Source organism: Streptomyces termitum, assembly GCF_014650175.1.
GTDB lineage: Bacteria > Actinomycetota > Actinomycetes > Streptomycetales > Streptomycetaceae > Streptomyces > Streptomyces termitum.
On record NZ_BMUL01000002.1, the window covers coordinates 375,499 to 400,095 of the forward strand.

The window sequence follows — 24,597 nt, forward strand, 5'->3', positions numbered from 1 at the left end:
GCGGTCAGCCGATCCCGGGGACGAGGGAGAGGAGCAGGTCGATGAGTTTGATGCCGGCGAAGGGCGCCACCAGGCCGCCGAGTCCGTAGACCGCGAGGTTGCGGCGGAGCAGCGCGTCGGCGCTGGACGGCCGGTGGCGCACGCCCTTCAGGGCCAGCGGGACGAGGGCCACGATGATCAGCGCGTTGAAGATCACGGCGGAGAGGATCGCGGTCTCGGGCGAGTGCAGGCCCATGATGTTGAGCCGGTCGAGGCTCGGGTGGGCGACGGCGAACATCGCGGGGATGATCGCGAAGTACTTCGCGACGTCGTTGGCGAGGGAGAAGGTGGTCAGCGCGCCCCGGGTGATGAGGAGCTGCTTGCCGATCTCGACGATCTCGATGAGCTTGGTCGGGTCGGAGTCGAGGTCCACCATGTTGCCGGCCTCTTTCGCGGCCGACGTGCCCGTGTTCATCGCCACGCCGACGTCGGCCTGGGCGAGCGCGGGGGCGTCGTTGGTGCCGTCGCCGGTCATCGCGACCAGCTTGCCGCCCGCCTGCTCCCGCTTGATGAGGGCCATCTTGTCCTCGGGGGTGGCCTCGGCGAGGAAGTCGTCGACGCCCGCCTCCTCGGCGATGGCCTTCGCGGTCAGCGGGTTGTCGCCCGTGATCATGACGGTCCTGATGCCCATCCGGCGCAGCTCGGCGAACCGCTCGCGCATGCCCTCCTTGACGACGTCCTTGAGGTGGACGACACCGAGAACCCTGGCGCCCTCGGCGTCGTGCACGGCCACGAGCAGCGGCGTGCCACCGGCTTGGGAGATCCGGTCCGCGAGCGCCTGCGCGTCCTCGGCGACGGTCCCGCCCCGCTCCCTCACCCACGCGACGACCGAACCGGTCGCGCCCTTGCGGACCTCGCGTCCGTCCACGTCGACACCCGACATGCGGGTCTGGGCGGTGAACCCGATCCACTCGGCACCGGACAGTTCGCCCTGCCGGCGCTCCCGCAGGCCGTACTTCTCCTTCGCGAGGACGACGACCGAACGGCCCTCGGGGGTCTCGTCGGCGAGGGACGACAGCTGGGCGGCGCCGGCCAGCGCGGCGGCGGTGGTGCCGCGCACGGGCACGAACTCGGCGGCCTGCCGGTCGCCCAGGGTGATCGTGCCGGTCTTGTCGAGCAGCAGCGTGGAGACGTCCCCGGCCGCCTCGACGGCCCGGCCCGACATGGCGAGGACGTTGCGCTGCACCAGCCGGTCCATGCCCGCGATGCCGATGGCGGAGAGCAGGGCCCCGATGGTCGTCGGGATCAGGCAGACCAGGAGGGCGGTGAGGACGACGAGGGAGGTCTGCGCGTCGGCCCCGGCGTAGATCGCGAAGGGCTTGAGGGTGACAACGGCGAGCAGGAAGACGATGGTCAGGGAGGCGAGGAGGATGTTGAGGGCGACCTCGTTCGGCGTCTTCTGCCGGGCGGCGCCCTCGACCAGGCCGATCATGCGGTCGATGAAGGTCTCGCCGGGCTTCGCCGTGACGCGGACGACGATCCGGTCGGAGAGGACCTTGGTGCCGCCGGTGACGGCGCACCGGTCGCCGCCGGACTCGCGGATGACGGGCGCGGACTCGCCGGTGACGGCGGACTCGTCCACGGAGGCCACGCCCTCGACGACGTCGCCGTCGCCGGGGATGACGTCGCCCGCCTCGCACACCACCCGGTCGCCGACCGCCAGTTCGGTGCCGGGCACCCGCTCCTCGCCGGTGCCGGTCAGCCGGCGGGCGACGGTGTCCGTCCTGGTCCGGCGCAGGCTGTCGGCCTGCGCCTTGCCGCGCCCCTCGGCGACGGCCTCGGCGAGGTTGGCGAAGAGGGTGGTGGCCCACAGCCAGGCGGTGATCGCCCAGCCGAACCAGTCGGTGGGGTGGGCGGCGGCGAGGCCGGTGGTGACCACCGAACCGACCAGCACCACGAACATGACGGGCGACGTGATCATCACGCGCGGGTCGAGCTTCCGGAAGGCGTCCGGGAGCGCGGCGAGGAACTGCTCGGGGTCGAGGAGTCCGCCGCCGTTCCGGCCCGCTCCGGCCCGGGGCCGGTCGGCGGGACCCTCGGTGCGCGGGGGTCGGACGGGACTGGTGGTGCTCATGCTGCGAGCCCTTCGGCGAGCGGTCCCAGGGCGAGTGCCGGGAAGTAGGTGAGGCCGGTGACGATGCCGATCGTGCCGACGAGCAGGCCCGCGAAGAGGGGCTTCTCGGTGCGCAGGGTGCCGGCCGTCACGGGCACGGGCCGCTGTTCGGCGAGCGCGCCGGCCAGCGCGAGGACGAACACCATCGGCAGGAAGCGGCCGAGGAGCATGGCGAGGCCGATCGTGGCGTTGAACCACGGGGTGTCGGCGTTGAGGCCGGCGAAGGCGGAGCCGTTGTTGTTGGCGCCGGAGGTGTAGGCGTACAGGATCTCGGAGAAGCCGTGCGCGCCGGAGTTGGTCATCGAGTGCGGCGGGGTCGGCAGGGCCAGGGCGACGGCGGTGAAGCCGAGCACGAGCGCCGGGGTGACCAGGAGGTAGCAGGCGGCGAGCTTGATCTCGCGGGTGCCGATCTTCTTGCCGAGGTACTCGGGGGTGCGGCCGACCATCAGGCCGGCGAGGAAGACGGCGATGACCGCCATGACCAGCATGCCGTACAGGCCGGAGCCGACGCCGCCGGGGGCGATCTCGCCGAGCTGCATCCCGAGCAGGGTGAGGCCGCCGCCGAAGCCGGTGTAGGAGGAGTGGAAGGAGTTCACCGCGCCCGTGGAGGTGAGGGTGGTGGCGACGGCGAAGAGGGACGAGCCGGCGATGCCGAAGCGGGTCTCCTTGCCTTCCATGGCGCCGCCCGCGAGCTCGAACGCCGTCCCCTTGTGGGCGAATTCGGTCCACATCATCAGGGCGGTGAAGCCGAGCCAGATGACGGCCATCGTGCCGAGGATCGCGTAGCCCTGCCGGAGCGAGCCGACCATGCGGCCGAAGGTGCGGGTCAGCGCGAAGGGGATGACGAGGATCAGGTAGATCTCGAAGAGGTTGGACAGCCCGTTCGGGTTCTCGAAGGGGTGGGCGGAGTTGGCGTTGAAGTAGCCGCCGCCGTTGGTGCCCAGTTCCTTGATGACCTCCTGCGAGGCCACCGCGCCGCCGTTCCACTGCTGCGTGCCGCCGGTGAACTGGCCGACCTCGTGGATGCCGGAGAAGTTCTGGATCGCGCCGCAGGCGACCAGGACCAGGGCGCCGATCACCGAGATCGGCAGCAGGATGCGCACCACGCCCCGGACCAGGTCGGCCCAGAAGTTGCCCAGCTCGCCGGTGCGGGTCCGGGCGAAGCCGCGGACCAGCGCGACCGCGACCGCCATGCCGACGGCCGCCGACACGAAGTTCTGCACCGCCAGGCCGCCGGTCTGCACGACGTGGCCCATGGCCTGCTCGCCCGCGTACGACTGCCAGTTGGTGTTGGCCACGAACGAGGCGGCGGTGTTGAACGCCTGGTCCGGGTCGATCGACACGAAGCCGAGGGAGCCGGGCAGCGAGCCCTGCGCGCGCTGGAGCAGGTAGAGGAAGAGGACGCTCACGGCGGAGAAGGCGAGGACGCCGCGCAGGTACGCCGGCCAGCGCATCCCGGTGTCCGGGCGGGCGCCGATCGCCCGGTAGATCCACTTCTCGGGGCGCAGGTGGCGCTCCGAGGAGTAGACGCGCGCCATGTGGTCGCCCAGCGGCCGGTAGGACAGGCCGAGGGTGGCGACGAGCGCGAGGAGCTGGAGGACTCCAGCGAGGACGGGACTCATCTCGGTGCTCAGAACCTCTCGGGCTTGACGAGGGCGAGGACGAGATAGCCCAGCAGGGCGGCGGCGACGAGCAGGCCGACGACGTTCTCGGCACTCACAGCTTCGCCACCCCCTTGGCGATGAGCGCCACCAGCGCGAAGACCGCGATCGTGGCGGTGACGAAGACCAGGTCGGCCATCGTGAGCTCCCGTGGATGTAAGGGGGGCGGATTCTCGGACGAGTCGAGGAAAACCCCTCCCGGGGCGGACGGCTCCCGCCGTTGACGCTCCCCTGACGCGCCCCGCATCCGTCTTGACGCTTCCCCTACGGCTCTTGACGCCGCCCTGACGCGGGCGGGGCCGCGGACCGGCCATTGCCAGCCACCGTGATCGCACTTATGGTCGAGCCACACCTACGGACCGGGATGCTCGTCAGTCCCGGGGCGGTCCGCCGTTCACGGGCCGGACGGCGGGGAGCGCACCACCGCGGGACGCGGGCGCGCTGGACGCCGGGCGTACGGGATACCCCGTTATCCACGTACCCGCAGGAGTTGAGCTGCATGAGCAAGCACGTTCTGGCCCAGAACCAGTACGGCAAGGCGGAGAACCGCGTCGTCCACGTCTCCCGGAAGGGCGGCGAGGACGGCGCCTGGCACGAGATCCGCGACCTGAACGTGTCGGTGGCGCTGCGCGGCGAGTACCGCGAGGTGCACCTGACCGGCGACAACGGCAACTGCCTGCCGACCGACACCACCAAGAACACGGTCTACGCCTTCGCCAAGGAGCACGGCATCGCCTCCCCCGAGGCGTTCGCGATCCTCCTCGCCAAGCACTTCGTGACCTCCCAGCCCGTGATCCGCGAGGCGCAGATCCGCGTCGAGGAGTTCGCCTGGGAGCGCGTCCCGGTCCCGACCCGCAAGGAGCAGCACTCCTTCGTCCGCAAGGGCCAGGAGGTGCGCACCGCGCAGGTCACCTACTCGGAGACCACCGGCCTCCAGGTGCTGTCCGGGCTGAAGGACCTGACCGTGATGAACTCGACCGGCTCCGAGTTCCACGGCTTCCTCAAGGACGGGTACACGACGCTCCAGGAGGCGTACGACCGCATCCTGGCGACGAAGGTCACCGCCCGCTGGGCGCACTCGGCCACGGCGGCGGGGGACCCGGAGCACGACTGGGACCGGTCGTACGCGAAGGCCCGCCGGCACCTGCTGGAGACGTTCGCGGAGACGTACAGCCACTCGCTCCAGCAGACGCTGCACGCGATGGCCTGCCGGGTCCTGGACCACGTGCCGAGCGTCAACGAGGTGCGGCTCAACCTGCCGAACAAGCACCACTTCCTGGTGGACCTGGAGCCCTTCGGCCTGAAGAACGACAACGAGGTGTACTTCGCGGCGGACCGCATGTACGGCCTCATCGAGGGCACCGTCCACCGCGACGGCGTCCAGCCGGTGATCGCCACCAGCGACTGGATCACCGCCTGACGCACGGGCCCCGGGGGCTACAGCGGTCCGGCCACCGCGGTTCCGAGCCAGACGGCTCCGAGCCCGGCGGCCAGGCTGCCGGCCGCGTTCAGGACCGCGTAGCCCCTGGCGCCGCCCTCGTACAGCTTCAGCGTCTCGTAGGAGAAGGTGGAGTACGTGGTGAGGGCGCCGCACAGGCCGGTGCCGAGCAGCAGTTGGGCCCGGGCCGAGGTGACGCCGGTGAGCAGCCCGAGGACGAAGGAGCCCACCACGTTGACGATGAAGGTCCCCCAGGGGAAGACCGAGTCGTGGCGGGACTGGACGGCCCGGTCGGTGAGGTAGCGCAGGGGCGCGCCGACGGCGGCGCCGACCGCGACGAGCAGCCAGTTCACCGGGCGGGGGTCCCTTCCGGCGCGTCGCCGCGGCCCGGCCTGCGCACCACCTCGCAGGCGTCGAGGACGACCAGGCCGTCCGGCACCAGCGTGTCGAGTTCGGGCAGGAAGGCCCGGATCCGCTCCTCCTCGTCGACGATCAGGACGGCGACCGGCAGGTCCTCGCTGAGCGACAGGATGCGGGTGGTGTGGATGAGGGAGCCGGTGCCGAAGCCCTCGACGCCCCGGAAGACGGAGGCGCCGGCGAGCCCGGCGGCGTGGGCGCGGTGCACGACCTCGGTGTAGAGCGGGCGGTGGTGCCAGGTGTCGTTCTCGCCGACGACGACCGTCAGCCGCAGGGCCCGTCGGGTGGGGGGCGTCATGCCGTCTCCTTCCGTACCCACAGGGCCCGGCCCGCGGTCACGCCGGCCACGACGGCGGCGAGCGCGGTGACCAGGGTCCCGCCCAGGTAGAGGACGCCCTCGACGGCGCTGCCCGCGCCGAACAGGCGCCGGGTGTCGAGCGCGTACGTCGAGAAGGTGGTGAAGCCGCCGCAGAAGCCGGTCCCGAGGAACGGCCGCAGGAGCGGGTGCGGGGCGGCCGGGGCCTCCGTGGCGAGGACCATGATCAGCCCGAGCAGGGCGCAGCCGGTCGCGTTGACGGCGAAGACCGTCCAGGGGAAGGTGCCGGGCGCGGTGGGCCAGGCGAGGGTCGCCGCGTAGCGCGCGGACGCGCCGAGCACGCCTCCGGCGGCGACCACCGCGACGACCGGCAGTTGGTCCCGCATTCCCATGCTCCCCAGGTTACGGGGGAACGGCGGGACGTACGGCGCCCGGGGCGGACGGGCCCCGGGGCGAGGAGCACAGGCGCGGTTCCGGCCTGGGGCATTAACCGGGCCCGGCCCGTGCCGCCTCGCTCAGCGATGGTCCGGCGACGGAGCGCGACGGGTCAAAGACGGTCCGCCGAGTCTGTCAGTTACCCCCTCGGGGTGCCCGAGGGCTGGCTGAAACCTTTCACCAGGCGGCGGGTACCGGCCACTTCGCGGGCCCTTCGCAGGGGTGGCCCGGCCGGCGCCCGGGGCGGCGGGGCGGGGTGGCCCGGTCACCGGCGGGCGCGCCGGGGGGAGGTGGCCGGACCACCACCGGGGGTGCCGAAGGGGGGTTCCGGGCCCCTCCCGGAGGGCCGGAGGGCCGTTTTCGGACCCGGGGAAGGCCCGTACGGACGGGGATGCGGCGCAGGTCAGGGGCGGGGAGGTGGTCCGGCCACCATCCGGAGGCCGATTCGGGTGCCGGGTCCACCTCGTCGGGAGGGGGGCCGACGGGCGACGGTGGAGGGGCAGCGGGAGGCAGCTGCGCTTCCTTCGGACAGGACGGGCAGGAGTGTCGTGAGTACATCCGTCGCCATCAAGCGCGGGACGGCCGCCGTGGCCGGTTCGCCGATCGTGCCGCGGCCCCGGGTCCGCGCCGTGCCCCGGGCCGCCGCGCCCCGTCCCGGCGAGGACCTCTACACCGAGCTGACCTCCGCCCTCTTCTCCGGCTTCGCCCGCCGCGACCAGCGGCTGAAGGCCGAGCAGTACCTGCACGGGCTGCTGACCGCGCAGGGCCGGAAGTCGATCCGGAACATCGCCGCGCAGATCGGCGGCCCGGCCGCCGAGCAGAGCCTGCACCACTTCATCTCCAGCTCCACCTGGGACTGGCAGCCGATGCGGGCCTCGCTGGGGCGATTCCTGGAGCGCGGCGGGCACCCGCAGGCGTGGGTGGTGCGGCCGATGCCGATCCCGAAGGCCGGCGAGCACTCGGTGGGCGTGGACCGGCGGTTCGACCCGGAGCGCGGGCAGGTCTTCCAGGGCCAGCAGGCGTTCGGCGTGTGGTTCGCGGGCGAGGAGCTGAGCGCGCCGGTGAACTGGCGGCTGTTCCTGCCGGACCCGTGGGTGAAGGACCGCACCCGGCGCGACCGCGCGGAGGTCCCCGACGAGGCCGGCGAGGAGACGCTGGAGGAGTGCGCGGTCGCCGCGGCCCTCGACACCGCCCGCTGGACCGACGTCACCCGCAAGCCGGTCCTCCTCGACATCCGCGGCGGCGCGGGCCGGTCGGCGCTGGCCCGGCTCGCCGCCGCCGGGGTGCCGGTGGTGGCCCGGATCGGGGCCGGCTCCCGGCTGGCGATCGCGGACCGCTCGCTGCCCGGCTTCGGCGCGGGCCCGCTGCCCGCGGCGCAGATACTGGAGTCCCTGAAGGGACTGCGCAGGCCGGTGAGCTGGGTGGACACGGTCGGCGGGGCGCGGACCTCGCGGACCTCGCTGGCCACCGCCGTGCGGGTGGCGCTGCCCTCGCCGGGCGGTGAGCGGATGCGCCCGCTGATGCTGCTGGGCGAGTGGGACGACCCGCGCCGGGGCCCGGCCCGGGTGTGGATCAGCGACCTGACGCAGGCGACGGTCGGCTCGCTGCTGCGGCTGACCAAGCTGGCGCAGCGGGTGGACCGGGACTTCGCCGCGATCGGCGAGGGCGCGGGCCTGCGGGACTTCGTGGGCCGCTCGTACCGGGGCTGGCACCGGCACATCACGCTGGCCTCGGCCGCGCACACGGCGACGGTGCTCGGGGCGGCGTACGGGACGGGGCACGGCGCGCGGCGCGCGGCCGGCTGACGACGGACGGCACGGAGGCGCCCGCCGCGCACCCGCGCGGACGGGCGCTTCCGCGTACGCGGGCACGCGCGGGGACTTCGTTCTCACGCGCATGCGGTTCTCACGCGTGCGCGCGCGGCCCCTGCCTTCGCGTGCGCGCGTACGGCTCCGCGTTTCGCGGTTTCACGCGCGCGTGCGGCTCTCGTTCTTCGTGTGCACGCGCGCGTACGGCTCTCGCTTCTTCGCATGCACGCGCGTGCGGGCGGGTTCCGGTCAGTCGGCGGGGCCCGCGGCGGGGCGGGAGGGGACGGTGGCGGCGCGGCGGCGGGCCAGGACCTCGCGGGTGCGCTGGAGCCGCAGGGCGAGCTGGACCTCCAGGACCTGGCCGGGCCGCTGCCATTCGGGGCCGAGGAGTTCGCCGATGCGCTCCAGGCGGCGGGAGACCGTGTTCGGGTGGACGTGGAGGGCCTCGGCCGCGTTGGTGGGGCTGGCGCCGGAGGCGAAGTACGCCTCCAGGGTGCGGGTGAGGTCGGTGAGGCGCTCGGCGTCGTAGTCGAGGACCGGTCCGATCGCGTTCTCCACGAAGCCGTCGACGTCGTGGTCGTCGGAGAGCAGCATGCCGAGGAAGCCGAGGTCGGCGACGGCGGCGGCGGAGCCCGTACCGCCGAGGGCGCTCATCGCGTCGAGGCAGCGCAGCGCCTCCGCGTGGAGCGCGCCGACGGCGTCGGGGCCCGCGCCGGGGCCGGCGGCGGAGACCGAGACGGGGTGGCCCAGGAGCGGGGTGAGCTCCTCGGAGACGGCGGAGGCCGCGGCGGAGGCGTCCACCCCGGGGAGCAGCAGCACGATGCAGCCGCCCTGCACGGTCTTGAGCCCGGAGAGCCGGTAGGCGTACGAGGAGGCCCAGACGACGGCCCGGCCCTGCTCGCCGCCCTCGGGGCGGGCGACCACCAGGACGTGCGGCCGGCGCAGGTCCACGCCGAGGCGGCGGGCCCGGCGGGCGATCTGCTGGGGGGCGTGCGGCGGGTCGGCGATCAGGTCGTCGAGGAGTTCGTCGCGGACGGGCCCCTCGGCGACGGCGGTGGAGCGCTGCATGAGCAGGAGCAGGGCGACGGACTGGGCGACGAGTTCGAGGAGCCGCCCGTCCTCGTCGGTGAGGCCGCCCTCGGCGCGGACGACGAGGCCGCCGAGGTCCTCGGAGCCGGCGATGACGGGGGCGACCCAGACGGCGTCGGCGGCGAGGACGGGGCGGCGGCGGGCGTGGGCGTCGAGGGACGCCTTGGCGACGGCCTCCTCGTCGAGGCCGGGGAAGTCGCCGCTGGCGGCGAGGCGGCGGCCGCCGGGGTCGCGGATCATGACGGTGGCGTCGAGGGCGTCCCCGGCGGCCTGGGCGACGTGCGGGAGGTCGCCGCCCGCGAGGACCAGGTTCATGATGCGGCCGTGGGCCTCGCTGACGTGCCGCATCCGGGTGAGGCTGGTGCGGACGCGGGCGCTGTCCCGTTCGAGTTCGAGGAGTTCGGCGCGGGTGCGGTCGAGGAGGCCGGCCTTCTCGACGGCGAGGGCGGCCAGGTCGGCGAGGGCACCGAGAAGGGCGATCTCCTGCGGGGTGTGCTCGCGGACCCGGCGGTCGGCGCCGAAGAGGGCGCCGATGACGGAGTCGCCGCTGCGCAGCGGTACGGCCAGGATGGCGCGCAGGCCCTCGGCGCGGACCGCCTCGTCGCCGGGGTCGACGACCTCGGCGTCGTCGAGGGCGGCGGCCGGGTCGGGGGCCTCGCCGCTGGTGAAGCGCTCGTCGGCCGGGTAATCGGGGGTCCAGATGGGTTCGCCGGTGCGCTGGACGATGCCGCCGAGGCAGTTCCCGGCGCCGATCCGGAGGCCGGCGGCGAGGCCGGGTCCGGTGGGGGCGCCGGTGTCGCCGCCGGTGCGGGAGCCCTCGGTGACCCGGATGTAGCAGGCGCCCTGGGGGCCGCGCAGGGTCACGTAGGCCATGTCGAGGCCGAGGAGGCGGCGGGCGCGGCGGGTGACGATCCGCAGGAGGCCGTCCAGGTCGTAGCTGAGCGTCAGGTCGCGGGCGGTGTCGGTGAGGACGGCGAGGGAGGCGCCGCTGCGGGCGGCGCGGGCCCGGTCGGTGGCGCGCTCGTCGTGGAGGGAGCGGGCGAGGGCGACGGCCCGCTCCAGCCGGCCGGTGCCCTCCTCGTCGAGTCCGGCGACCCGGGCCTCGTCGAGGAGGGTGTCGAACTGTCCGGCCGGGCCCTGTCCGGCGAGCAGTTCCAGGACCGTGAGCAGCGCGTCGGCGCCCGCGCCCCCGTCCGCGCCGTGCGTGCCCATGGCCCCAACCCCCGTAGTCGATCCAAATCGGGCACCTCGGAGGAAACCCGTCCTGACGGCCGAAACTAATTCGGTCCCGGGAGCGGGTCAACGGTGACGTGCGGCACTTCATTCCCCCGGCCCGGCTTTGCCCCGGTTCGGAGGCGACGGCCCGTCAGACCGCCACGGCCACCGCCGCCTTCGCGGTCTCGGTGCGCGCGGGCGGGTGCGGGGCGGGGACGCGCGGGAGGGCGGGGGCGTACCAGGTGACGGTCGGCGCGCCTTCCCCGTGGGCGGGCACGGGTCCGGCGTCGTGGGCGAAGACGCTGCCGCCGGGGGTGCCGCGGCCGAGGGCGCGGGCGGAGTGTCCGGCGGCCACGCGCGTGTGCCGCACGGCGAGGACGGAGTGGTGGAGGCGACGGAGGCGGGCGCAGGGCTCCATGCCGGTCTCGCGGTGGAGGACGGTGCGCAGCCGCTCGTAGACGGCGAGGGCCTCCTCGTGGCGGCCGCAGCGCAGCAGGGCGACCATGAGGTGGGCCTGGAGGGGCTCGTTGGTGGCGTAGCGGGCGGCGAGGCCGGGCAGTTCGGAGAGGATCTCCTCGTGCCGGCCGAGGCCGAGCTGGGCCTCGACCCACTGGTCGAGGACGCTGAGCCGGGCCGTCTCCAGGCGCTCGATCTCGCGGCGGAGGCGGGGGCCCGCGGCCACGCCCGCGTACGGCTCGCCGCGCCAGAGGGCGAGGGCCTCGCCGAGGCGGAGCGAGGCGCGGTTCAGGTCGCCGGCGTCCATGGCGCGGTAGCCGGCTCCGGCGGCCCGCTGGAAGCGGCCGATGTCGTGGACGCCGCCGACGCCGGCGTCCAGGCGGTAGCCGCCGGGCAGCGAGACGAGGACCGCGTCGGCGGTGCGGGCCTCGGTCCAGCCGCCGGGGGCGGGGTCGCCGTCGGCCGGGGCGAGGGCGCGGGCCAGGAGGGCGCGCAGCTCCGCCACGTGGGCCGCGAGTTCGGTGCGCGCGCCGCGGGGGGCGCCGGACGGCCACAGCTCCTCGGTGAGGACGGTGACGGGCACGACCTGGCCGGCGAAGGCGGTGAGCAGGGCGAGCACCTGGCGTGGCGCGGCGGCGGTCGGAGTGATCGAGACGCCGTTCTCGCGGACCGACAGTCCCCCCAGGACGTGGATGTCCACTATGCCCCCTCGGTGTCTGCGCACGCGGATGATCCTCGTTGATTAAAAAAACCCCCGTAGTCATGTCAATAAGAAACCGGAAGGTATGAAATCCAGGACCCTGAAATCAGGGTGCTTCACCCCTTTTGACCCGATACCAAGGCGAAAGTTTTTCGCCAGAGGCCGGAAGGCGATGCGTGCGAGCGGCATGTTTCGGACTAGGTAGTTTGGTTTTGAAGGGTCGCTGCGGATGCGGCGGCGGTGATCTTCGACGAGATCGCGCCATCCTGCGGACGAAGCGAACCGCGCGGTACGTTCTCCGCCACCGGCCGGCGGGCGGGGTCAGCCGACGGCGGCCGCGGTGAGCAGGCCGAAGGAGACGAGGATCAGGGCCGTACGCGTCCGGTGGTGGGCGTTCCAGCGGCCCTCGAAGGCGGCGCGGGTCGCGGCCGGGTCCTCGTCGGCGCCCTCGGCGGCGGCGAGCGCCGTGTTGAGGGGCACGTTGCCGACGACGGTGACCAGGTGGTTGAGGACCGCGCAGACGAAGCCCGCGAGGACGAGCCAGCGCTGCGTGCCGGTCCGGCCCGCCACCGGCACGAGGTAGGCGAGGAGCGGCAGGACCGCCGAGGCGGTGAAGACGGTCATGAAGACCGCCCTGGGCACCGCCTCGTTGATCCGGCGCATCGCGGTGACGAACGCGGCGTCGGGGAGGCGGCCCAGGGCGGGCATGATCCCGGTGAGGAAGATCAGGAGGAAGCCGGCGTAGAGGCCGGTGCTTCCGACGGCGAGGGCGAGCAGCAGGGTGGCCATGGGGGCCATGATGCCGCCCCTCCGGCGGAGCCGTCCGTTCCTTTCGGGGCCGGTGCGCGCGGGCGCGCGCACCGGCCCCGAAAGGGTCAGGCGTACGGGTCGGCGGAGCCGAACTCCCCTTCCGGCGACGGGCGTCGGACGGCCAGCCGGTCCGCCTGCCGCACCGCCTCGGCCAGCTCCCCCACCACCGAGGAGCCGGACCGGGCCCGGATGCCGTCGGCGTACCCGGCGAGCGCGGCGAGGCCCGGCGACCCCGGCAGCGCGCCGCCGCGCAGCTCCTCCGCGAAGTAGGCGGAGATCGCCGAGAGCTGGAGGCTGTCGTGGCCGCCCTCCCAGAGCCGGGCGCCCAGCGCGCCGGACCCGATCGCGCCGGAGCGCTCGCGCGGGGCGCGGGTGGCGGGGTCGAGCCAGCGGACGGTGGCGGTGGCGACCGGCCCGGTGGCGCCCGGCCGGGTCTTCACCGCGTACAGCGCGGTGACGGTGTGCCCGGCCCCGATCTCGCCGCCGTCCACCCGGTCGTCGCGGAAGTCCTCGTCGGCGACCGCCCGGTTCTCGTACCCGACGAGCCGGAAGCGCTCCACGGTCTTCCGGTCGAAGGCGACCTGCGCCTTGGCGTCCCGGGCGCGCAGCTGGACGTGGGCGGGGAGCTGGTCGACGAAGACCTTGCGGGCCTGGTCGCGGGTGGAGACGTAGACGGTCTGGCCGTCGCCCCGGTCGGCGAGCCGCTCCATCAGCTCGTCGCCGTACTCGCTGCCGACGCCCACCCCGAAGAGGGTGATGCCGTGCTCCCGGCGCTGCGCGTCGATGCGGCCGAGGAGGGCGTCGGCGGCGGTCTCGCCGGTGTTGGCGAGGGCGTCGGAGAGCAGGACGACGCGGTTGGTGGCGCCCTTCCGGTGCCCCTCGGCGGCGACGTCGTAGCCGGTGGTCAGGCCGGCCTCCAGGTTGGTGGAGGCGCGGACCTCCAGGGAGTCGACGGCCTCGCGGACCCGGTCGCGGGCGCCGCCGAGCCGGGTCATCGGCAGGACGGTCTCGGCCCCGTCGCTGAAGGCGACGAGGCCGACCGAGTCGTCGTCGCGCAGCTGGTCGGCGGCGAGCCGCAGGGAGTGCCGGACGAGGTCGAGGCGGCCCGGCTCGCCCATCGAGCCGGAGACGTCGACGACGAAGGTGAGGGCGGCGGGCGGCCGCTCGGACGCGCGGTCGGCGGCCCGGGTGGCGAGGCCGACCCGGACCACGGACCAGCCGTCGGCGCCGGTGCGGGCGCCGTCGACGGTCACGCTGAAGCCGTCGTCGGCGGGGCGCGGGTAGTCGGGGCGGAAGCTGTTGACGAACTCCTCGGGCCGGACGGTGGCCGGGTCGGGCAGCCGCCCGTCGGCGAGGGACCGGCGGGCGTAGCCGTACGAGGCGGTGTCGACGTCGAGGGCGAAGGTGGAGAGGTAGTCGGGGGCGCGGGAGGGCGCCCGCCGCTCGCCCTCGGGGCCGTCGGGCGTCGCCGCGCCGGACGGGGCGGGTGCGGCGGTACGGCCCCCGTCGGGGGCGGCCGGCGCGGGGCGGCGGTGGTCGCTCGACGACGTGCTCCGGTCGCCGTTCGCGCCGCAGCCGGCGAGGGCGAGCCCGGCGGCGAGGGCGGCCGCGAGCACGGCGGCGGGCCGGACGGTACTCCTGTCGGGTCGGTTCACGCTCAACTCCCCGTTCCTCCATGAGGTGTGTGCCGGCGCGACCGGCGCGCGGCTCCTTGGGACTGTGACGAAGGAGGGGCCGGATCGGAGCGCGCGAAGGAGTTGCGGATGGATCTCGATGTGGCAACGGCGACGGCACCGACGACCGGAGGGAAACGGGTCGGGAGCAAAAAGGGAGCAGAACGGGAACGGTTGGCATGGAGTCGCCAGGTTTGTCCACAGGACTTGTCACCGTGCGCAGTCACATGCGTACATGGAGTGGACATCGAACGGCGGGGGTGGTCAGCGGTGGCAGAGAGCGCGGGCTCCGTGGTGCTCGCCCGTTCGGCGATGAACCGGGCCGTGATCGAGGGACAGCGGCCGGCGGGGCGCCCGGTCCGGGGCGCGCGGCGCATCAGCGCGGCGCTCGCCGGACTGGCGGCCTCGGCCCGGCACGAGCTGCTGACCTTCGACGATCCGGTGGCCTCGGCGGACCGCGCGATCCCCGAGCCGTTCCTGCGCCTGGCGGGAGCGTGCATGCGCGCGGCGGCCGAGCGGGCCGGGGAGGTGCGGCGGATCGTGCCCCGGCACGCGCTGCCGCGCCTGGAGGCCGGGCCGCGGTTACCGGGTCGGGCGCGGCTCGCCGACGAGATCCCGTTCAAGCTGATCGTGGTGGACCGGACGGTGGCGGCGGTCCCGCTCGATCTGGAACTGCTGTACAACGGGCTGCTGTTGATCAGGGACCCGGTGGTGGTGCAGGCCCTGGTGCGGGCGCACCACGTCTGCTGGGCGGCGGCGGAGGAGCCGGGCCGGGTGCCGCCGCCGAGGGCTCCGGGCGGGCCTCCGGAGCAGTTGCGGCCGGTCCTGGAGGCGCTGGTGTCGGGGCTGACGGACGAGGCGGCGGCGGCCCGGCTCGGCATGTCGGCGCGGACGTACAGCCGCCGGGTGGGTGAACTGCTGGCCGCGCTGGGGACGTCGAGCCGCTTCCGCGCGGGCGCGGAAGCGGCTCGGAGGGGGTGGTTGTAGGGACGGTTCCAGGGGGTCGGCCGCAGGGGCCCGGTCGGAGGGGCCTGATCGCGGGGGTCGTCGCGGGGGCGCGGACGGTGGACGCCCGGCCGGGCCGGGTGGGCTCAGGACACGATGTCCTTGCGGGCGAAGCCGCGGAAGGCGAGGGCGAAGAGGACCAGGGCGTAGGTGACGGAGACCGACGCCCCCTGGATCATGCCGCCCCATTCGAGACGGGGCTGGAGGGCGTCGATCCAGGCGAACTGCCAGTGCGCGGGCAGGAAGTCGCGCCAGTCGCCGAGGGCGGTGACCGCGTCCAGGACGTTGCCGACGATGGTCAGGCCGACGGCTCCGCCGACCGCGCCGAGCGGGGCGTCGGTGCGGGTGGAGAGCCAGAAGGCCAGGCCCGCGGTGACCAGTTGGGAGACCAGGATGAAGGCGGTGGCGATCAGCAGCCGGAGGACCGCGTCGCCCGCCGGGAGGGTGCCGCCGGTGGGGAGCCGGAGCGGGCCCCAGCCGTAGACGGCGGTGCCGGCGGCGAGGGCGAGGAGCGGGAGGAGGAAGAGGGCCGCGGTGCTGTAGCCGAGGGCGACCGTCAGCTTGGCGGTGAGCAGCCGGCCGCGCGGGACCGGGGCGGCCAGGAGGTAGCGGAGCGAGGACCATCCGGCCTCGGAGGCGACGGTGTCGCCGCAGAAGAGGGCGACGGGGATGACGAGGAGGAAGCCGGCCGAGACGAAGAGGCAGGTCGCGGCGAAGTTGGCGCCGGAGGCGGTGGCCGTGTCGATGAAGCTGACCCGGCCGCCCCGGTCCTCGCCCTCGGGGCCGCCGATGGCGAAGGCGACGATGAGGACGAAGGGCAGGGCGGCGAGGACACCGGCCATCACCAGGGTGCGGCGGCGCTTCCACTGGCGCAGGGCCTCGACGCGCAGCGGCAGGGTGCGCCCGGGGCGGTAGCCGTGGGCGAGCGCCCGGGGAGCGGTGGCCTCGGGGGCGGGGGTCTCGGGGCCGGGGGCCGTCGCGGTCATGCGGATCCTCCGATCAGGGTCAGGAACGCGTCCTCCAGGCGCCGGTGCGGTCCGACCCCGGTCAGCGGCACGTCCAGGCGGACGAGTTCGCCGATGAGGGCGGTGGTTCCGGCGGCGGTGTCGGCAGCGGTGTCGGCGGTGGCGAGGCGGACGAGGAGGGCGTCGTCGGCGCGGACGGCGGAGTCGACGCCGGGCAGGGCGGCGACCTTCTCGACGAGCGCGTCGGGGACCGGGGCGGCGAGGGTGACGAGCAGGGTGTCGCCGGAGCCGGTGATCTCCTCGACCGGTCCGGCCTGGACGAGCCGGCCCCGGTCCATGACGACGAGGTGGGTGCAGGACTGCTCGACCTCCGCGAGGAGGTGGCTGGAGACGATCACGGTGCGGCCGCCCGCCGCGTACCGGATCATCACCTCCCGCATCTCGCGGATCTGCGGCGGGTCGAGGCCGTTGGTGGGTTCGTCGAGGATGAGGAGGTCGGGCAGGCCGAGCATGGCCTGGGCGAGGGCGAGGCGCTGCCGCATGCCCTGCGAGTAGGTGCGGACGGCGCGTTGGAGGGCGCCGCCGAGGTTGGCGATGCGCAGGGCCTCGTCGAGGTGGGCGTCCCCGGCGGGGCGGCCGGTGGCCTTCCAGTACAGCTCCAGGTTCTCCCGGCCGGTGAGGTGCGGCAGGAAGCCCGCGCCCTCGACGAAGGAGCCGACGCGGGAGAGGACGGGGGCGCCGGGCCGGATCGCCTGGCCGAAGACCCTGATCTCGCCCTCGTCGGGGGTGATCAGACCCATGAGCATGCGCAGGGTGGTGGTCTTCCCGGCGCCGTTGGGGCCGAGGAGGCCGAGGACCTGGCCCTGTTCGACGCGGAAGGAGAGGTCGCGGACGGAGTACCGCTCGCCGCCCCGGTACTTCTTGGAGAGGCCGGTGATCTGGAGGGGGACGGCGGTGAGCGCGGGGTCCGGCGGCGGGGTGGCGGTGCGGCGGCGGGCGGTCAGGAGGAGGGCGGCGGCGGCCGCGAGGGCGAGCAGCGGCAGGAGCCAGACCCAGCGGGGCAGGCCGGCGGCCCGGGTGGTGACGGCGGGGGCCGTGGGCACCGCGAGGGGGCCCTCGGCGGTGACGGTGTAGCCGGCCGTGGCGGTCGGGGAGGCGTAGCCGAGGTCGGTGGCGGACAGCACGAGCCGGAGCCGGTGGCCGGCCTCCACCTCGTGGTCGATCGCGGGCAGGGTGAGGGTGACCGGGCGGCCCTTCCCGGCGTCCTCGACCCGGACCGGGGCGACGAGCTGGGCGGGCAGCACCTGTCGGCCGTCGGGGCCGACGTCGTACACCTTGGCGAAGAGGACGGCGGAGCCGTCGGGGGCGGTGGAGGCGACCCTGACCCGGACGGTCGGGGTGCCGGTGATCCGCAGCGGCGCGGGGAGCGGCTCCGTGTCGAAGCGGGCGTGCTGGCCGGGGAAGTCGAGGGCGAGGCCGACGCCGAGGGAGGAGGAGAGTCCGGCGAGGCCGCCGCCGAGGCCGGGGACGGCGGAGACGGCGGGCGGGGCGGCGCCGGGCGGGTTGGTGAAGCGCTGGGGCCGGCCGGTGAGGGCGAGGTCGCGGGCGCCGTCGGTGAGGCCGGGGTAGCGGTCGGCGGTGGCGGCGCGGAGGGTGGCGCGGCCGTCGGTGGAGTCGACGCCGCCGGTACGGCTGACGCGGAAGGCGGGGCCGGTGTCGGCGGAGGCGTCCTTCTTGAGCCAGCGGTCGAACCAGGTGCCGATCCGGGCCTCGACGCGGCCGGTCTCGCGGTCGCCGCCGTCGTGGCCGCCGACGGTCCAGTCGACGGCGACGGGGGCGCCGTTGGCGGTGAGGGCGCGGGCCATGGCGTCGGCCTGGCCGAGGGTGAAGAGGGAGTCGTTCTGGCCCTGGACGATCAGGGTGGGGACCTTGACGCGGTCGCCGACGGCGGAGGGGCTGCGGGCCTCCAGGAGGGCGCGGTCGGCGGGGGCCGGGCGGGCGGCGGTGGCGACGCGTTCCCGCAGGGCGCAGAGTTCGGGGGCGAAGCGTCCGCAGGCGTCGCCCTCGGTGCGGGCGTCGGTGCCCATGGAGAAGAGGATCCCGGCCCAGAGCTTCTTGTAGACGCCGTCGGGGAGGAGGGCGTCGGCGAGGTTCCAGTAGGTGATCTGCGGGGCGATGGCGTCGACGCGGGGGTCGTTCCCGGCAGCGAGCAGGGAGATCGCGCCGCCGTAGGAGGCGCCGGTGACGCCGACGCGGGGGTCGCCGGCCTTGTCGAGGAGGACCTCGGGGCGGGCGGCGAGCCAGTCGATCAGCTTCCGGACGTCCTTGACCTCGTGCGCGGGGTCGTTGAGGCCGATCTGTCCGCCGGAGGCGCCGAAGCCGCGGGCGGACCAGGTGAGGACGGCGTAGCCGTCGCGGGCGAGCCGTTCGGCCTGGGGGCGGACGTCGTCCTTGGAGCCGCCGAAGCCGTGGGCGAGGAGGACGGCGGGGCGGCGGCCGGTGCCCTCGGCGGTGAAGTACGAGGTGTCGATCCGTACCCCGTCGAGGTCGAGGGCCCGGTCCTCGCGCTGGACGGGCGGGGGGTCGTCCAGGGCGGCGGCGGTCCAGGTGCCGGCGCCCGCGAGGACGGCGAGAGCGGCGGTGACGGCGGCCCACCGGGGAATTCGGAGTCGCATGGCACCGAGCCTAGGCGGCCCGTCTGTGCGCGAGGGGCGGCCCGGGGCTGATCCGGCGGCCTCCTGGAGTCGTACGCGGCCTTCGGCGTGTACGGCGGACGCGGTACGCGCGCGGTGCGGCGGGCTCTCCCGGGCGCGGTCCGCGCGGGAACGGCCGGGCACCGTCTTGTATGGAACATGCCAAGTAGGCAGCCTGGGTGCGGCACGGCACCGGCCCCCGGGGTGCGGCGGCACGCACCCCGGGGGCCGGTCTCCGGTCCGCGGTCAGTGGTTGCGCGGGAAGCCCAGGTCCACGCCGGAGGGCGCGTCGGCCGGGTCGGGCCAGCGGGTGGTGACGACCTTGCCGCGGGTGTAGAAGTGCACGCCGTCGTTGCCGTAGATGTGGTGGTCGCCGAAGAGCGAGTCCTTCCAGCCACCGAAGGAGTGGTAGCCCACCGGCACCGGGATCGGCACGTTGACGCCGACCATGCCGGCCTCGACCTCCAGCTGGAAGCGGCGGGCGGCGCCGCCGTCGCGGGTGAAGATCGCGGTGCCGTTGCCGAACTTCGAGGCGTTGATGAGGGCGAGGCCCTCCTCGTAGGTCTCGGCGCGCAGCACGCAGAGCACCGGGCCGAAGATCTCGTCCTGGTACGCGGCGGCCGTGGTCGGCACGTGGTCCAGGAGGGAGAGGCCGATCCAGTGGCCGTCCTCGTACCCCTCGACCGTGTAGCCGGTGCCGTCCAGGACGACCTGGCAGCCCTCGGCCTCGGCGCCGTGCACGTAGGAGGCGACCTTGTCGCGGTGGACGGCCGTGATGAGCGGGCCCATCTCGGAGGCCGGGTCGTTGCCGGGGCCGATCTTGATCTTCTCGGCGCGCTCGCGGATCTTCTCGACGAGCTCGTCGCCGATCGAACCGACGGCCACGACCGCGGAGATGGCCATGCAGCGCTCGCCGGCGGAGCCGTACGCGGCGGAGACGGCGGCGTCGGCGGCGGCGTCCAGGTCGGCGTCCGGGAGGACCAGCATGTGGTTCTTGGCGCCGCCGAGGGCCTGCACGCGCTTGCCGTTCGCGGCGGCGGTGGTGTGGATGTGCCGGGCGATCGGGGTGGAGCCGACGAAGGAGACCGCGGAGACGTCCGGGTGCTCCAGCAGGCGGTCCACGGCGACCTTGTCGCCGTGCAGGACGTTGAACACGCCGTCCGGCAGACCGGCCTCGGCGAGCAGCTCGGCGATCTTCAGGGAGGCCGACGGGTCCTTCTCGCTCGGCTTGAGGACGAAGGTGTTGCCGGTCGCGATGGCGATCGGGAACATCCACATCGGCACCATGGCCGGGAAGTTGAAGGGCGTGATGCCCGCGACGACGCCGATCGGCTGGCGGATGGACGCCACGTCCACGCGGTTGGAGACCTGGGTGGACAGCTCGCCCTTGAGCTGGGTGGTGATGCCGCAGGCCAGGTCGACGATCTCCAGGCCGCGGGCGACCTCGCCGAGCGCGTCGGAGTGGACCTTGCCGTGCTCGGCGACGATCAGCTCGGCGATCGCGTCGCGGTTGGCGTCGAGCAGCGCGCGGAACTTGAAGAGGATCGTGGTGCGCTGGGCCAGCGAGGAGGTGCCCCAGGTGGCGAAGGCGCCCTTGGCGGCGGCGACGGCGGCGTCCACCTCCTCGACGGAGGCGAGGGCGACCTCGGTGGTGACGGCGCCGGTGGCGGGGTCGGTGACCGGGCCCCAGTTGCCCGACGTGCCCTCGGCGGTCTTGCCGCCGATCCAGTGGTGGACGCGCTTCGTCATGACGAGTTACTCCTTCAGGGCCTTCAGAGGTGGCGGCGTCGGACGGTGACGTGCCGGTCGTACTCCTCGCGTGCCTTGACCGCCGACGGGCGGGTCGAGGTCTCGGCCACGGGCACATCCCACCACGCCTGCGCCGGGGGCGCGCCCGACACACTGTCTGCCGTTTCGGTCTCGACGTAGACACATGTGGGATCCGTGGCGCCGCGCGCGTCCGCGAGGGCTTCTCGCAGGTCACGGATGGTGCGGGGGCGCAGCACCCGCATCCCGAGGGACGCCGCGTTGGCCGCGAGGTCCACGGGGAGCGGGGGGCCGGTGAAGCCTCCCGAGGCGTCCCGGAAGCGGTAGTCGGTGCCGTACCGCTCGGCGCCGACGGTCTCGGAGAGGCCGCCGATGGAGGCGTACCCGTGGTTCTGGAGGACGACCAGGCGCAGCGGCAGCCGCTCCTGGACGGCGGTGACGATCTCGGTGGGATTCATCAGGTACGTCCCGTCCCCGACGAGCGCCCAGACCGGCCGGGAGGGGTCGGCGAGGAGGACGCCGACGGCGGCCGGGATCTCGTAGCCCATGCAGGAGTAGCCGTACTCGACGTGGTACTGGCCCGGGGCGCGGGTCCGCCACAGCCGGTGGAGGTCGCCGGGGAGCGAGCCGGCCGCGTTGATCAGGACGTCGCGGTCGTCCACCAGGGCGTCGAGTGCGCCGAGGACCTGGGTCTGGGTGGGGCGTGCGGTGTCGTCGGGGGCGGCGTAGGCGGCGTCGACCCGGCGCTCCCAGGCGGCCTTCCCGGCGGCCCAGGCGGTGACCGGGCGGGGCGGGGCGCCGAGCCCGTCGAGGGCGTCGGTGAGGGCGGCGAGTCCTTCGCGGGCGTCGGCGACGAGCGGGAGGGCGGCGGCCTGCTTGTGGGCGTCGAAGCCGGTGACGTTGAGGTTGAGGAAGCGGGCGCCGGGGCGGAAGAGGGTGCCGGAGGCGGTGGTGAAGTCGGTGAAGCGGGTGCCGACGCCGATGACCAGGTCGGCGGCGCGGGCCAGGGCGTTGGCGGGGGCGGTGCCGGTGTGGCCGATGCCGCCGACGTCGCAGGGGTGGTCGTACGGCAGCGCCCCCTTGCCGGCCTGGGTGCTCGCGACCGGCAGCCCGGCCCGCTCGGCGAAGGCGCGCAGGGCGTCCTCGGCGGCGCTGTGCCGGACGCCGCCGCCCGCGACGACCAGCGGCCGCTCGGCCCGCGCCAGGGCCCGGGCGGCGGCGGCGAGTTCGCCGGCGTCGGGGCGGGACCGGCGGATCCGCCAGGTCCGTTCGGCGAAGAACTCCTCGGGCCAGTCGTACGCCTCCGCCTGCACGTCCTGCGGGAGGGCGAGGGTGACGGCGCCGGTGGCGGCGGGGTCGGTGAGGACCCGGGCGGCTTCGAGGGCGGCGGGGATCAGCGCCTCGGGGCGGGTGATCCGGTCGAAGTAGCGCGACACCGGCCGCAGGCAGTCGTTGACCGACACGTCGCCCGCGTGGGGCAGTTGGAGCTGCTGGAGGACCGGGTCGGCGGGGCGGGCGGCGAAGGTGTCGCCGGGGAGCAGGAGCACCGGCAGGTGGTTGACGGTGGCGAGGGCGGCACCGGTGACCAGGTTGGTGGCGCCGGGACCGATGGAGGTGGTGACGGCGTGCGCGGAGAGCCGGCCGGTGGCGCGGGCGTGGCCGACGGCGGCGTGCACCATGGCCTGCTCGTTGCGCCCCTGGTGGAAGGGCATGAGGCCGGGGTCCTCGACGAGGGCCTGGCCGATGCCGGCGACGTTGCCGTGGCCGAAGATGCCCCAGGTGGCGGCGATCAGCCGGTGCCGCTCGCCGTCCCGCTCGGTGTGCTGGGCGGCGAGGAAGCGCACCAGGGCCTGGGCGGTGGTCAGCCGGACGGTCACGCGTATCCCTCCGTGTGGTCGGGGTGGAAGCTGATCCGCCAGGCCCGCTCGGGTCCGGGACCGGCCATGACGTTGAGGTAGTAGAGGGCGTGGCCGGGCCGGGCGATCGAGGGGCCGTGCCAGCCGTCGGGGACGAGGACGGCGTCGCCGTGCCGGACCTCGGCGAGGAGGTCGGCGCCGCCGGGCCGGGAGGGCGAGATCCGCTGGTAGCCGTAGCCGTGCGGGGCCTCGGTCTCGTAGTAGTAGATCTCCTCCAGCACGGATTCGGTGCCGGGGCGGTCCTCGTCGTGCTTGTGCGGCGGGTAGGAGGACCAGTTGCCGCCGGGGGTGATCACCTCGACGGCGATGAGCCGGTCGCAGGGGAAGGCGTCGGCGGCGGCGAAGTTCCGCACCGTGCGGGTGCGGTTGCCGCTGCCCCGGGTCTCCACGGGGACCTCCGGCGCGGGGCCGTAGCGGGCGGGGAGTCGTCGCTCGCACTTCGCTCCTGCCAAAGCGAAGCGGCCTCCCGCACCGGAGGCGATCTGGGCGTGGGCGTCGCGGGGCACGTAGACGAAGTCGGACCCGGCGGCGAACACGCTTGCGCGACCGTGGAGTTCGAAAATCTCCCCGTCGAGGCGCACGGTACAGGCCCCGGCGAGGGGAAGCACCACCCATTCGGAATCCGCGCTGTCGAAGGCGTGTTCCGCACCCGGCGGCAGTTCGATCACACGCAGCGCGGAGTGCTCCCAACCCGCGAGCACGGGCTCGATGTCCACGCTGTACGGGCCGCGCGCGGCGGCTCCGGCGGGGAGGTGGAGGCGGCGGGGAGCGGTCACGGACTGCCGTCCTTCGGGAGGCACGCGCCCCCGCCGGGGAGGCCGGGACGCGGGGTGTGGGTGAACCGGCCGGGGTGGTCGGTGTGACCGGTGTGGTCGGGGTGACTGAGGTGGTTGGGGTGACCGGGGTCCGGGGGGAGGGTGCCGGAGCCGGTGGCGAGGGCGCGGCCGATCTCGGCGGGGTCGGGCATGGCGGGCGCGCAGGCGAGGCGGCCTGCGACGATCGCGCCGGCGGCGTTGGCCCGGCGCAGGACCTCGTCGAGGGGGCGGCCGGAGAGGAGGCCGTCGACGAGGGCGCCGCCGAACGCGTCGCCCGCGCCGAGGCCGTTGACGACGTCGACGGGCAGCGGGGCGACCCGGGCGCGGCGGCCGTCGGCGGCGAGGGCGAGGACGCCGTCCGGGCCGCGCTTGACGACGGCGAGCCGGAGACCGGGGGCGCCGGGACCGGTTCCGGTGGGGGCGGTTCCGGTGGGACCGGTTCCGGTGGGGGCGAGGAGGGTGAGGAGGGCGCGGGCGGCGGCCTCCGGATCGCTCTCGCCGGTGGCGACCTCGCACTCCTCGGCGTTGCCGACGGCGACGGTGGCGTGCCGCAGGGCCTCGGTGTAGTGGGGGCGGGCGGTGGCCGGATCGGGCCAGAACGCGGGCCGCCAGTCGAGGTCGAGGACGGTGTGCGGGCGGCCGGAGCGGGCCCGCAGGGCGGTGAGGGTGGCGGTGCGGCTGGGTTCCTCGCTGAGGCCGGTGCCGGTGGCCCACAGGACGCGGGCGGCGCGGATCGCGCCGAGGTCCAGTTCGTGCGGGTGGATCTCCAGGTCGGGGGCCTTGGGGCGGCGGTAGAAGGTGAGGGGGAAGTCGTCGGGCGGGAAGAGGGCGCAGAAGGTGACGGGGGTGGGGTGCTCGGCGACCTCGGTGACCCAGCGGGCGTCCACCCCGAACGCGCCCAGTTCGCGCCGGAGGTAGGTGCCGAAGGGGTCGGCGCCGGTGCGGCTGACGAGGGCGGTGCGGCGGCCGAGGCGGGCGGCGGCGACGGCCACGTTGGCGGGGGAGCCGCCGAGGAACCGTCCGAAGGTGTCGACCCGGTCGAGCCCGACCCCGCTGCGGAGCGGATAGAGATCGACGCCGAGCCGGCCCATGGTGATCAGGTCGTACGGCTCCGACTCCACCCGTGCCACCTCTCGACTCCGGTGTCCGGTTCCCAGGTCTAGCCGTCCGCCGGGAGGCGTGTCAACGATATGTCCGGACATTCGGCCGGCGGCCGGACCGGGCCCGCTCCGGCCGCCCCGGCCGCCGGACGCCCCGGGTCCGCGC

The 24,597-nt window shown here is 74.7% G+C and carries 19 protein-coding genes; 3 read left to right on the forward strand and 16 right to left on the reverse strand.

The window, feature by feature from the left end:
• Window positions 1–4: 4 nt before the first annotated feature.
• The 3 genes from kdpB to kdpF are packed head-to-tail and all read right to left on the reverse strand — an operon-like array spanning window position 5 to window position 3,872.
• Window positions 5–2,113 carry a potassium-transporting ATPase subunit KdpB gene (gene kdpB / locus IE219_RS04990; RefSeq protein WP_189975278.1) on the reverse strand — a complete coding sequence of 703 codons (2,109 nt, stop codon included), beginning with the start codon at window positions 2,111–2,113 and terminating at the stop codon, window positions 5–7.
• Entirely contained in the window at window positions 2,110–3,774 is a 1,665-nt protein-coding gene (kdpA, locus tag IE219_RS04995; protein WP_189975279.1) for a potassium-transporting ATPase subunit KdpA, read from the reverse strand. Before kdpA ends, kdpB begins: the two co-directional genes overlap by 4 nt.
• Window positions 3,775–3,782: 8 nt before the next feature.
• Window positions 3,783–3,872: a K(+)-transporting ATPase subunit F gene (gene kdpF, locus IE219_RS05000; RefSeq protein ID WP_123452475.1), complete on the reverse strand. Its 90-nt coding sequence runs from the start codon at window positions 3,870–3,872 to the stop codon at window positions 3,783–3,785.
• Window positions 3,873–4,312: 440 nt separating this feature from the next.
• On the opposite strand from kdpF, the gene pucL reads away from it, so the two are divergent.
• Window positions 4,313–5,233 carry a factor-independent urate hydroxylase gene (gene pucL, locus IE219_RS05005; RefSeq protein ID WP_189975280.1) on the forward strand — a complete coding sequence of 307 codons (921 nt, stop codon included), beginning with the start codon at window positions 4,313–4,315 and terminating at the stop codon, window positions 5,231–5,233.
• A 17-nt stretch (window positions 5,234–5,250) separates the two neighbouring features.
• Here pucL and crcB (IE219_RS05010) read toward each other — a convergent pair whose 3' ends face one another.
• The 3 genes from crcB (IE219_RS05010) to crcB (IE219_RS05020) are packed head-to-tail and all read right to left on the reverse strand — an operon-like array spanning window position 5,251 to window position 6,376.
• The gene (gene crcB, locus IE219_RS05010; protein WP_189975281.1) at window positions 5,251–5,604 is read right to left on the reverse strand and encodes a fluoride efflux transporter CrcB; all 354 of its coding nucleotides are present in this window, start codon (window positions 5,602–5,604) and stop codon (window positions 5,251–5,253) included.
• A complete protein-coding gene (locus IE219_RS05015; RefSeq protein ID WP_189975282.1) occupies window positions 5,601–5,966 on the reverse strand; it encodes a DUF190 domain-containing protein in 366 nt (121 codons plus the stop codon). Before IE219_RS05015 ends, crcB (IE219_RS05010) begins: the two co-directional genes overlap by 4 nt.
• Window positions 5,963–6,376: a fluoride efflux transporter CrcB gene (gene crcB / locus IE219_RS05020; protein WP_189975283.1), complete on the reverse strand. Its 414-nt coding sequence runs from the start codon at window positions 6,374–6,376 to the stop codon at window positions 5,963–5,965. The genes IE219_RS05015 and crcB (IE219_RS05020) overlap by 4 nt, the downstream gene beginning before the upstream one ends.
• 591 nt (window positions 6,377–6,967) lie before the next feature.
• Between crcB (IE219_RS05020) and IE219_RS05025 the strand changes: the two genes are divergently transcribed.
• A complete protein-coding gene (locus tag IE219_RS05025; protein WP_189975284.1) occupies window positions 6,968–8,224 on the forward strand; it encodes an IS701 family transposase in 1,257 nt (418 codons plus the stop codon).
• A 252-nt stretch (window positions 8,225–8,476) separates the two neighbouring features.
• Here the strand turns inward: IE219_RS05025 and IE219_RS05030 are convergent, their stop codons facing one another.
• From IE219_RS05030 to IE219_RS05045, 4 genes are all read right to left on the reverse strand, one after another.
• Complete coding sequence (locus IE219_RS05030; protein ID WP_189975285.1) at window positions 8,477–10,528, reverse strand: helix-turn-helix domain-containing protein; 2,052 nt, start codon at window positions 10,526–10,528, stop codon at window positions 8,477–8,479.
• 154 nt (window positions 10,529–10,682) lie between these two features.
• Window positions 10,683–11,711 carry an AfsR/SARP family transcriptional regulator gene (locus IE219_RS05035; protein ID WP_229849590.1) on the reverse strand — a complete coding sequence of 343 codons (1,029 nt, stop codon included), beginning with the start codon at window positions 11,709–11,711 and terminating at the stop codon, window positions 10,683–10,685.
• A 297-nt stretch (window positions 11,712–12,008) separates the two neighbouring features.
• The gene (locus tag IE219_RS05040) at window positions 12,009–12,476 is read right to left on the reverse strand and encodes an anthrone oxygenase family protein (RefSeq protein WP_189975286.1); all 468 of its coding nucleotides are present in this window, start codon (window positions 12,474–12,476) and stop codon (window positions 12,009–12,011) included.
• 86 nt (window positions 12,477–12,562) lie between these two features.
• Window positions 12,563–14,152: a vWA domain-containing protein gene (locus tag IE219_RS05045; RefSeq protein WP_229849591.1), complete on the reverse strand. Its 1,590-nt coding sequence runs from the start codon at window positions 14,150–14,152 to the stop codon at window positions 12,563–12,565.
• 288 nt (window positions 14,153–14,440) lie between these two features.
• Here IE219_RS05045 and IE219_RS05050 point away from each other — a divergent pair, with 288 nt between their 5' ends.
• Window positions 14,441–15,157, forward strand: coding sequence for a helix-turn-helix domain-containing protein (locus IE219_RS05050; RefSeq protein ID WP_189975287.1), 717 nt, complete (start codon window positions 14,441–14,443; stop codon window positions 15,155–15,157).
• Window positions 15,158–15,261: 104 nt separating this feature from the next.
• Here IE219_RS05050 and IE219_RS05055 read toward each other — a convergent pair whose 3' ends face one another.
• From IE219_RS05055 to IE219_RS05080, 6 genes are all read right to left on the reverse strand, one after another.
• Window positions 15,262–16,161, reverse strand: coding sequence for an ABC transporter permease (locus tag IE219_RS05055; protein ID WP_189975288.1), 900 nt, complete (start codon window positions 16,159–16,161; stop codon window positions 15,262–15,264).
• On the reverse strand, window positions 16,158–18,815 hold the full coding sequence (locus IE219_RS05060) for an alpha/beta fold hydrolase (RefSeq protein ID WP_189975289.1): 2,658 nt from the start codon (window positions 18,813–18,815) through the stop codon (window positions 16,158–16,160). The genes IE219_RS05055 and IE219_RS05060 overlap by 4 nt, the downstream gene beginning before the upstream one ends.
• A gap of 264 nt (window positions 18,816–19,079) precedes the next feature.
• Window positions 19,080–20,582 (reverse strand): CoA-acylating methylmalonate-semialdehyde dehydrogenase, encoded by a 1,503-nt coding sequence (gene mmsA / locus IE219_RS05065; protein WP_189975290.1) that lies wholly within the window; start codon window positions 20,580–20,582, stop codon window positions 19,080–19,082.
• A 23-nt stretch (window positions 20,583–20,605) separates the two neighbouring features.
• On the reverse strand, window positions 20,606–22,477 hold the full coding sequence (gene iolD / locus IE219_RS05070; RefSeq protein ID WP_189975291.1) for a 3D-(3,5/4)-trihydroxycyclohexane-1,2-dione acylhydrolase (decyclizing): 1,872 nt from the start codon (window positions 22,475–22,477) through the stop codon (window positions 20,606–20,608).
• Window positions 22,474–23,292 carry a 5-deoxy-glucuronate isomerase gene (gene iolB / locus IE219_RS05075; protein WP_189975292.1) on the reverse strand — a complete coding sequence of 273 codons (819 nt, stop codon included), beginning with the start codon at window positions 23,290–23,292 and terminating at the stop codon, window positions 22,474–22,476. The genes iolD and iolB overlap by 4 nt, the downstream gene beginning before the upstream one ends.
• Window positions 23,289–24,422, reverse strand: a complete 1,134-nt coding sequence (locus IE219_RS05080) for a 5-dehydro-2-deoxygluconokinase (protein ID WP_229849620.1) — start codon at window positions 24,420–24,422, stop codon at window positions 23,289–23,291. Before IE219_RS05080 ends, iolB begins: the two co-directional genes overlap by 4 nt.
• Between the last annotated feature and the right edge of the window lie 175 nt (window positions 24,423–24,597).

Excerpts from the sequence above, each read along its gene's own strand:
- IE219_RS05030 (WP_189975285.1), bottom strand. The coding sequence starts at position 10,528 with ATGGGCACGCACGGCGCGGACGGGGGCGCGGGCGCCGACGCGCTGCTC.
- kdpA (WP_189975279.1), bottom strand. The coding sequence starts at position 3,774 with ATGAGTCCCGTCCTCGCTGGAGTCCTCCAGCTCCTCGCGCTCGTCGCC.
- kdpB (WP_189975278.1), bottom strand. The coding sequence starts at position 2,113 with ATGAGCACCACCAGTCCCGTCCGACCCCCGCGCACCGAGGGTCCCGCC.
- IE219_RS05060 (WP_189975289.1), bottom strand. The coding sequence starts at position 18,815 with ATGCGACTCCGAATTCCCCGGTGGGCCGCCGTCACCGCCGCTCTCGCC.
- mmsA (WP_189975290.1), bottom strand. The coding sequence starts at position 20,582 with ATGACGAAGCGCGTCCACCACTGGATCGGCGGCAAGACCGCCGAGGGC.
- IE219_RS05080 (WP_229849620.1), bottom strand. The coding sequence starts at position 24,422 with ATGGGCCGGCTCGGCGTCGATCTCTATCCGCTCCGCAGCGGGGTCGGG.
- IE219_RS05055 (WP_189975288.1), bottom strand. The coding sequence starts at position 16,161 with ATGACCGCGACGGCCCCCGGCCCCGAGACCCCCGCCCCCGAGGCCACC.
- IE219_RS05015 (WP_189975282.1), bottom strand. The coding sequence starts at position 5,966 with ATGACGCCCCCCACCCGACGGGCCCTGCGGCTGACGGTCGTCGTCGGC.
- pucL (WP_189975280.1), top strand. The coding sequence starts at position 4,313 with ATGAGCAAGCACGTTCTGGCCCAGAACCAGTACGGCAAGGCGGAGAAC.
- IE219_RS05040 (WP_189975286.1), bottom strand. The coding sequence starts at position 12,476 with ATGGCCACCCTGCTGCTCGCCCTCGCCGTCGGAAGCACCGGCCTCTAC.
- crcB (WP_189975283.1), bottom strand. The coding sequence starts at position 6,376 with ATGGGAATGCGGGACCAACTGCCGGTCGTCGCGGTGGTCGCCGCCGGA.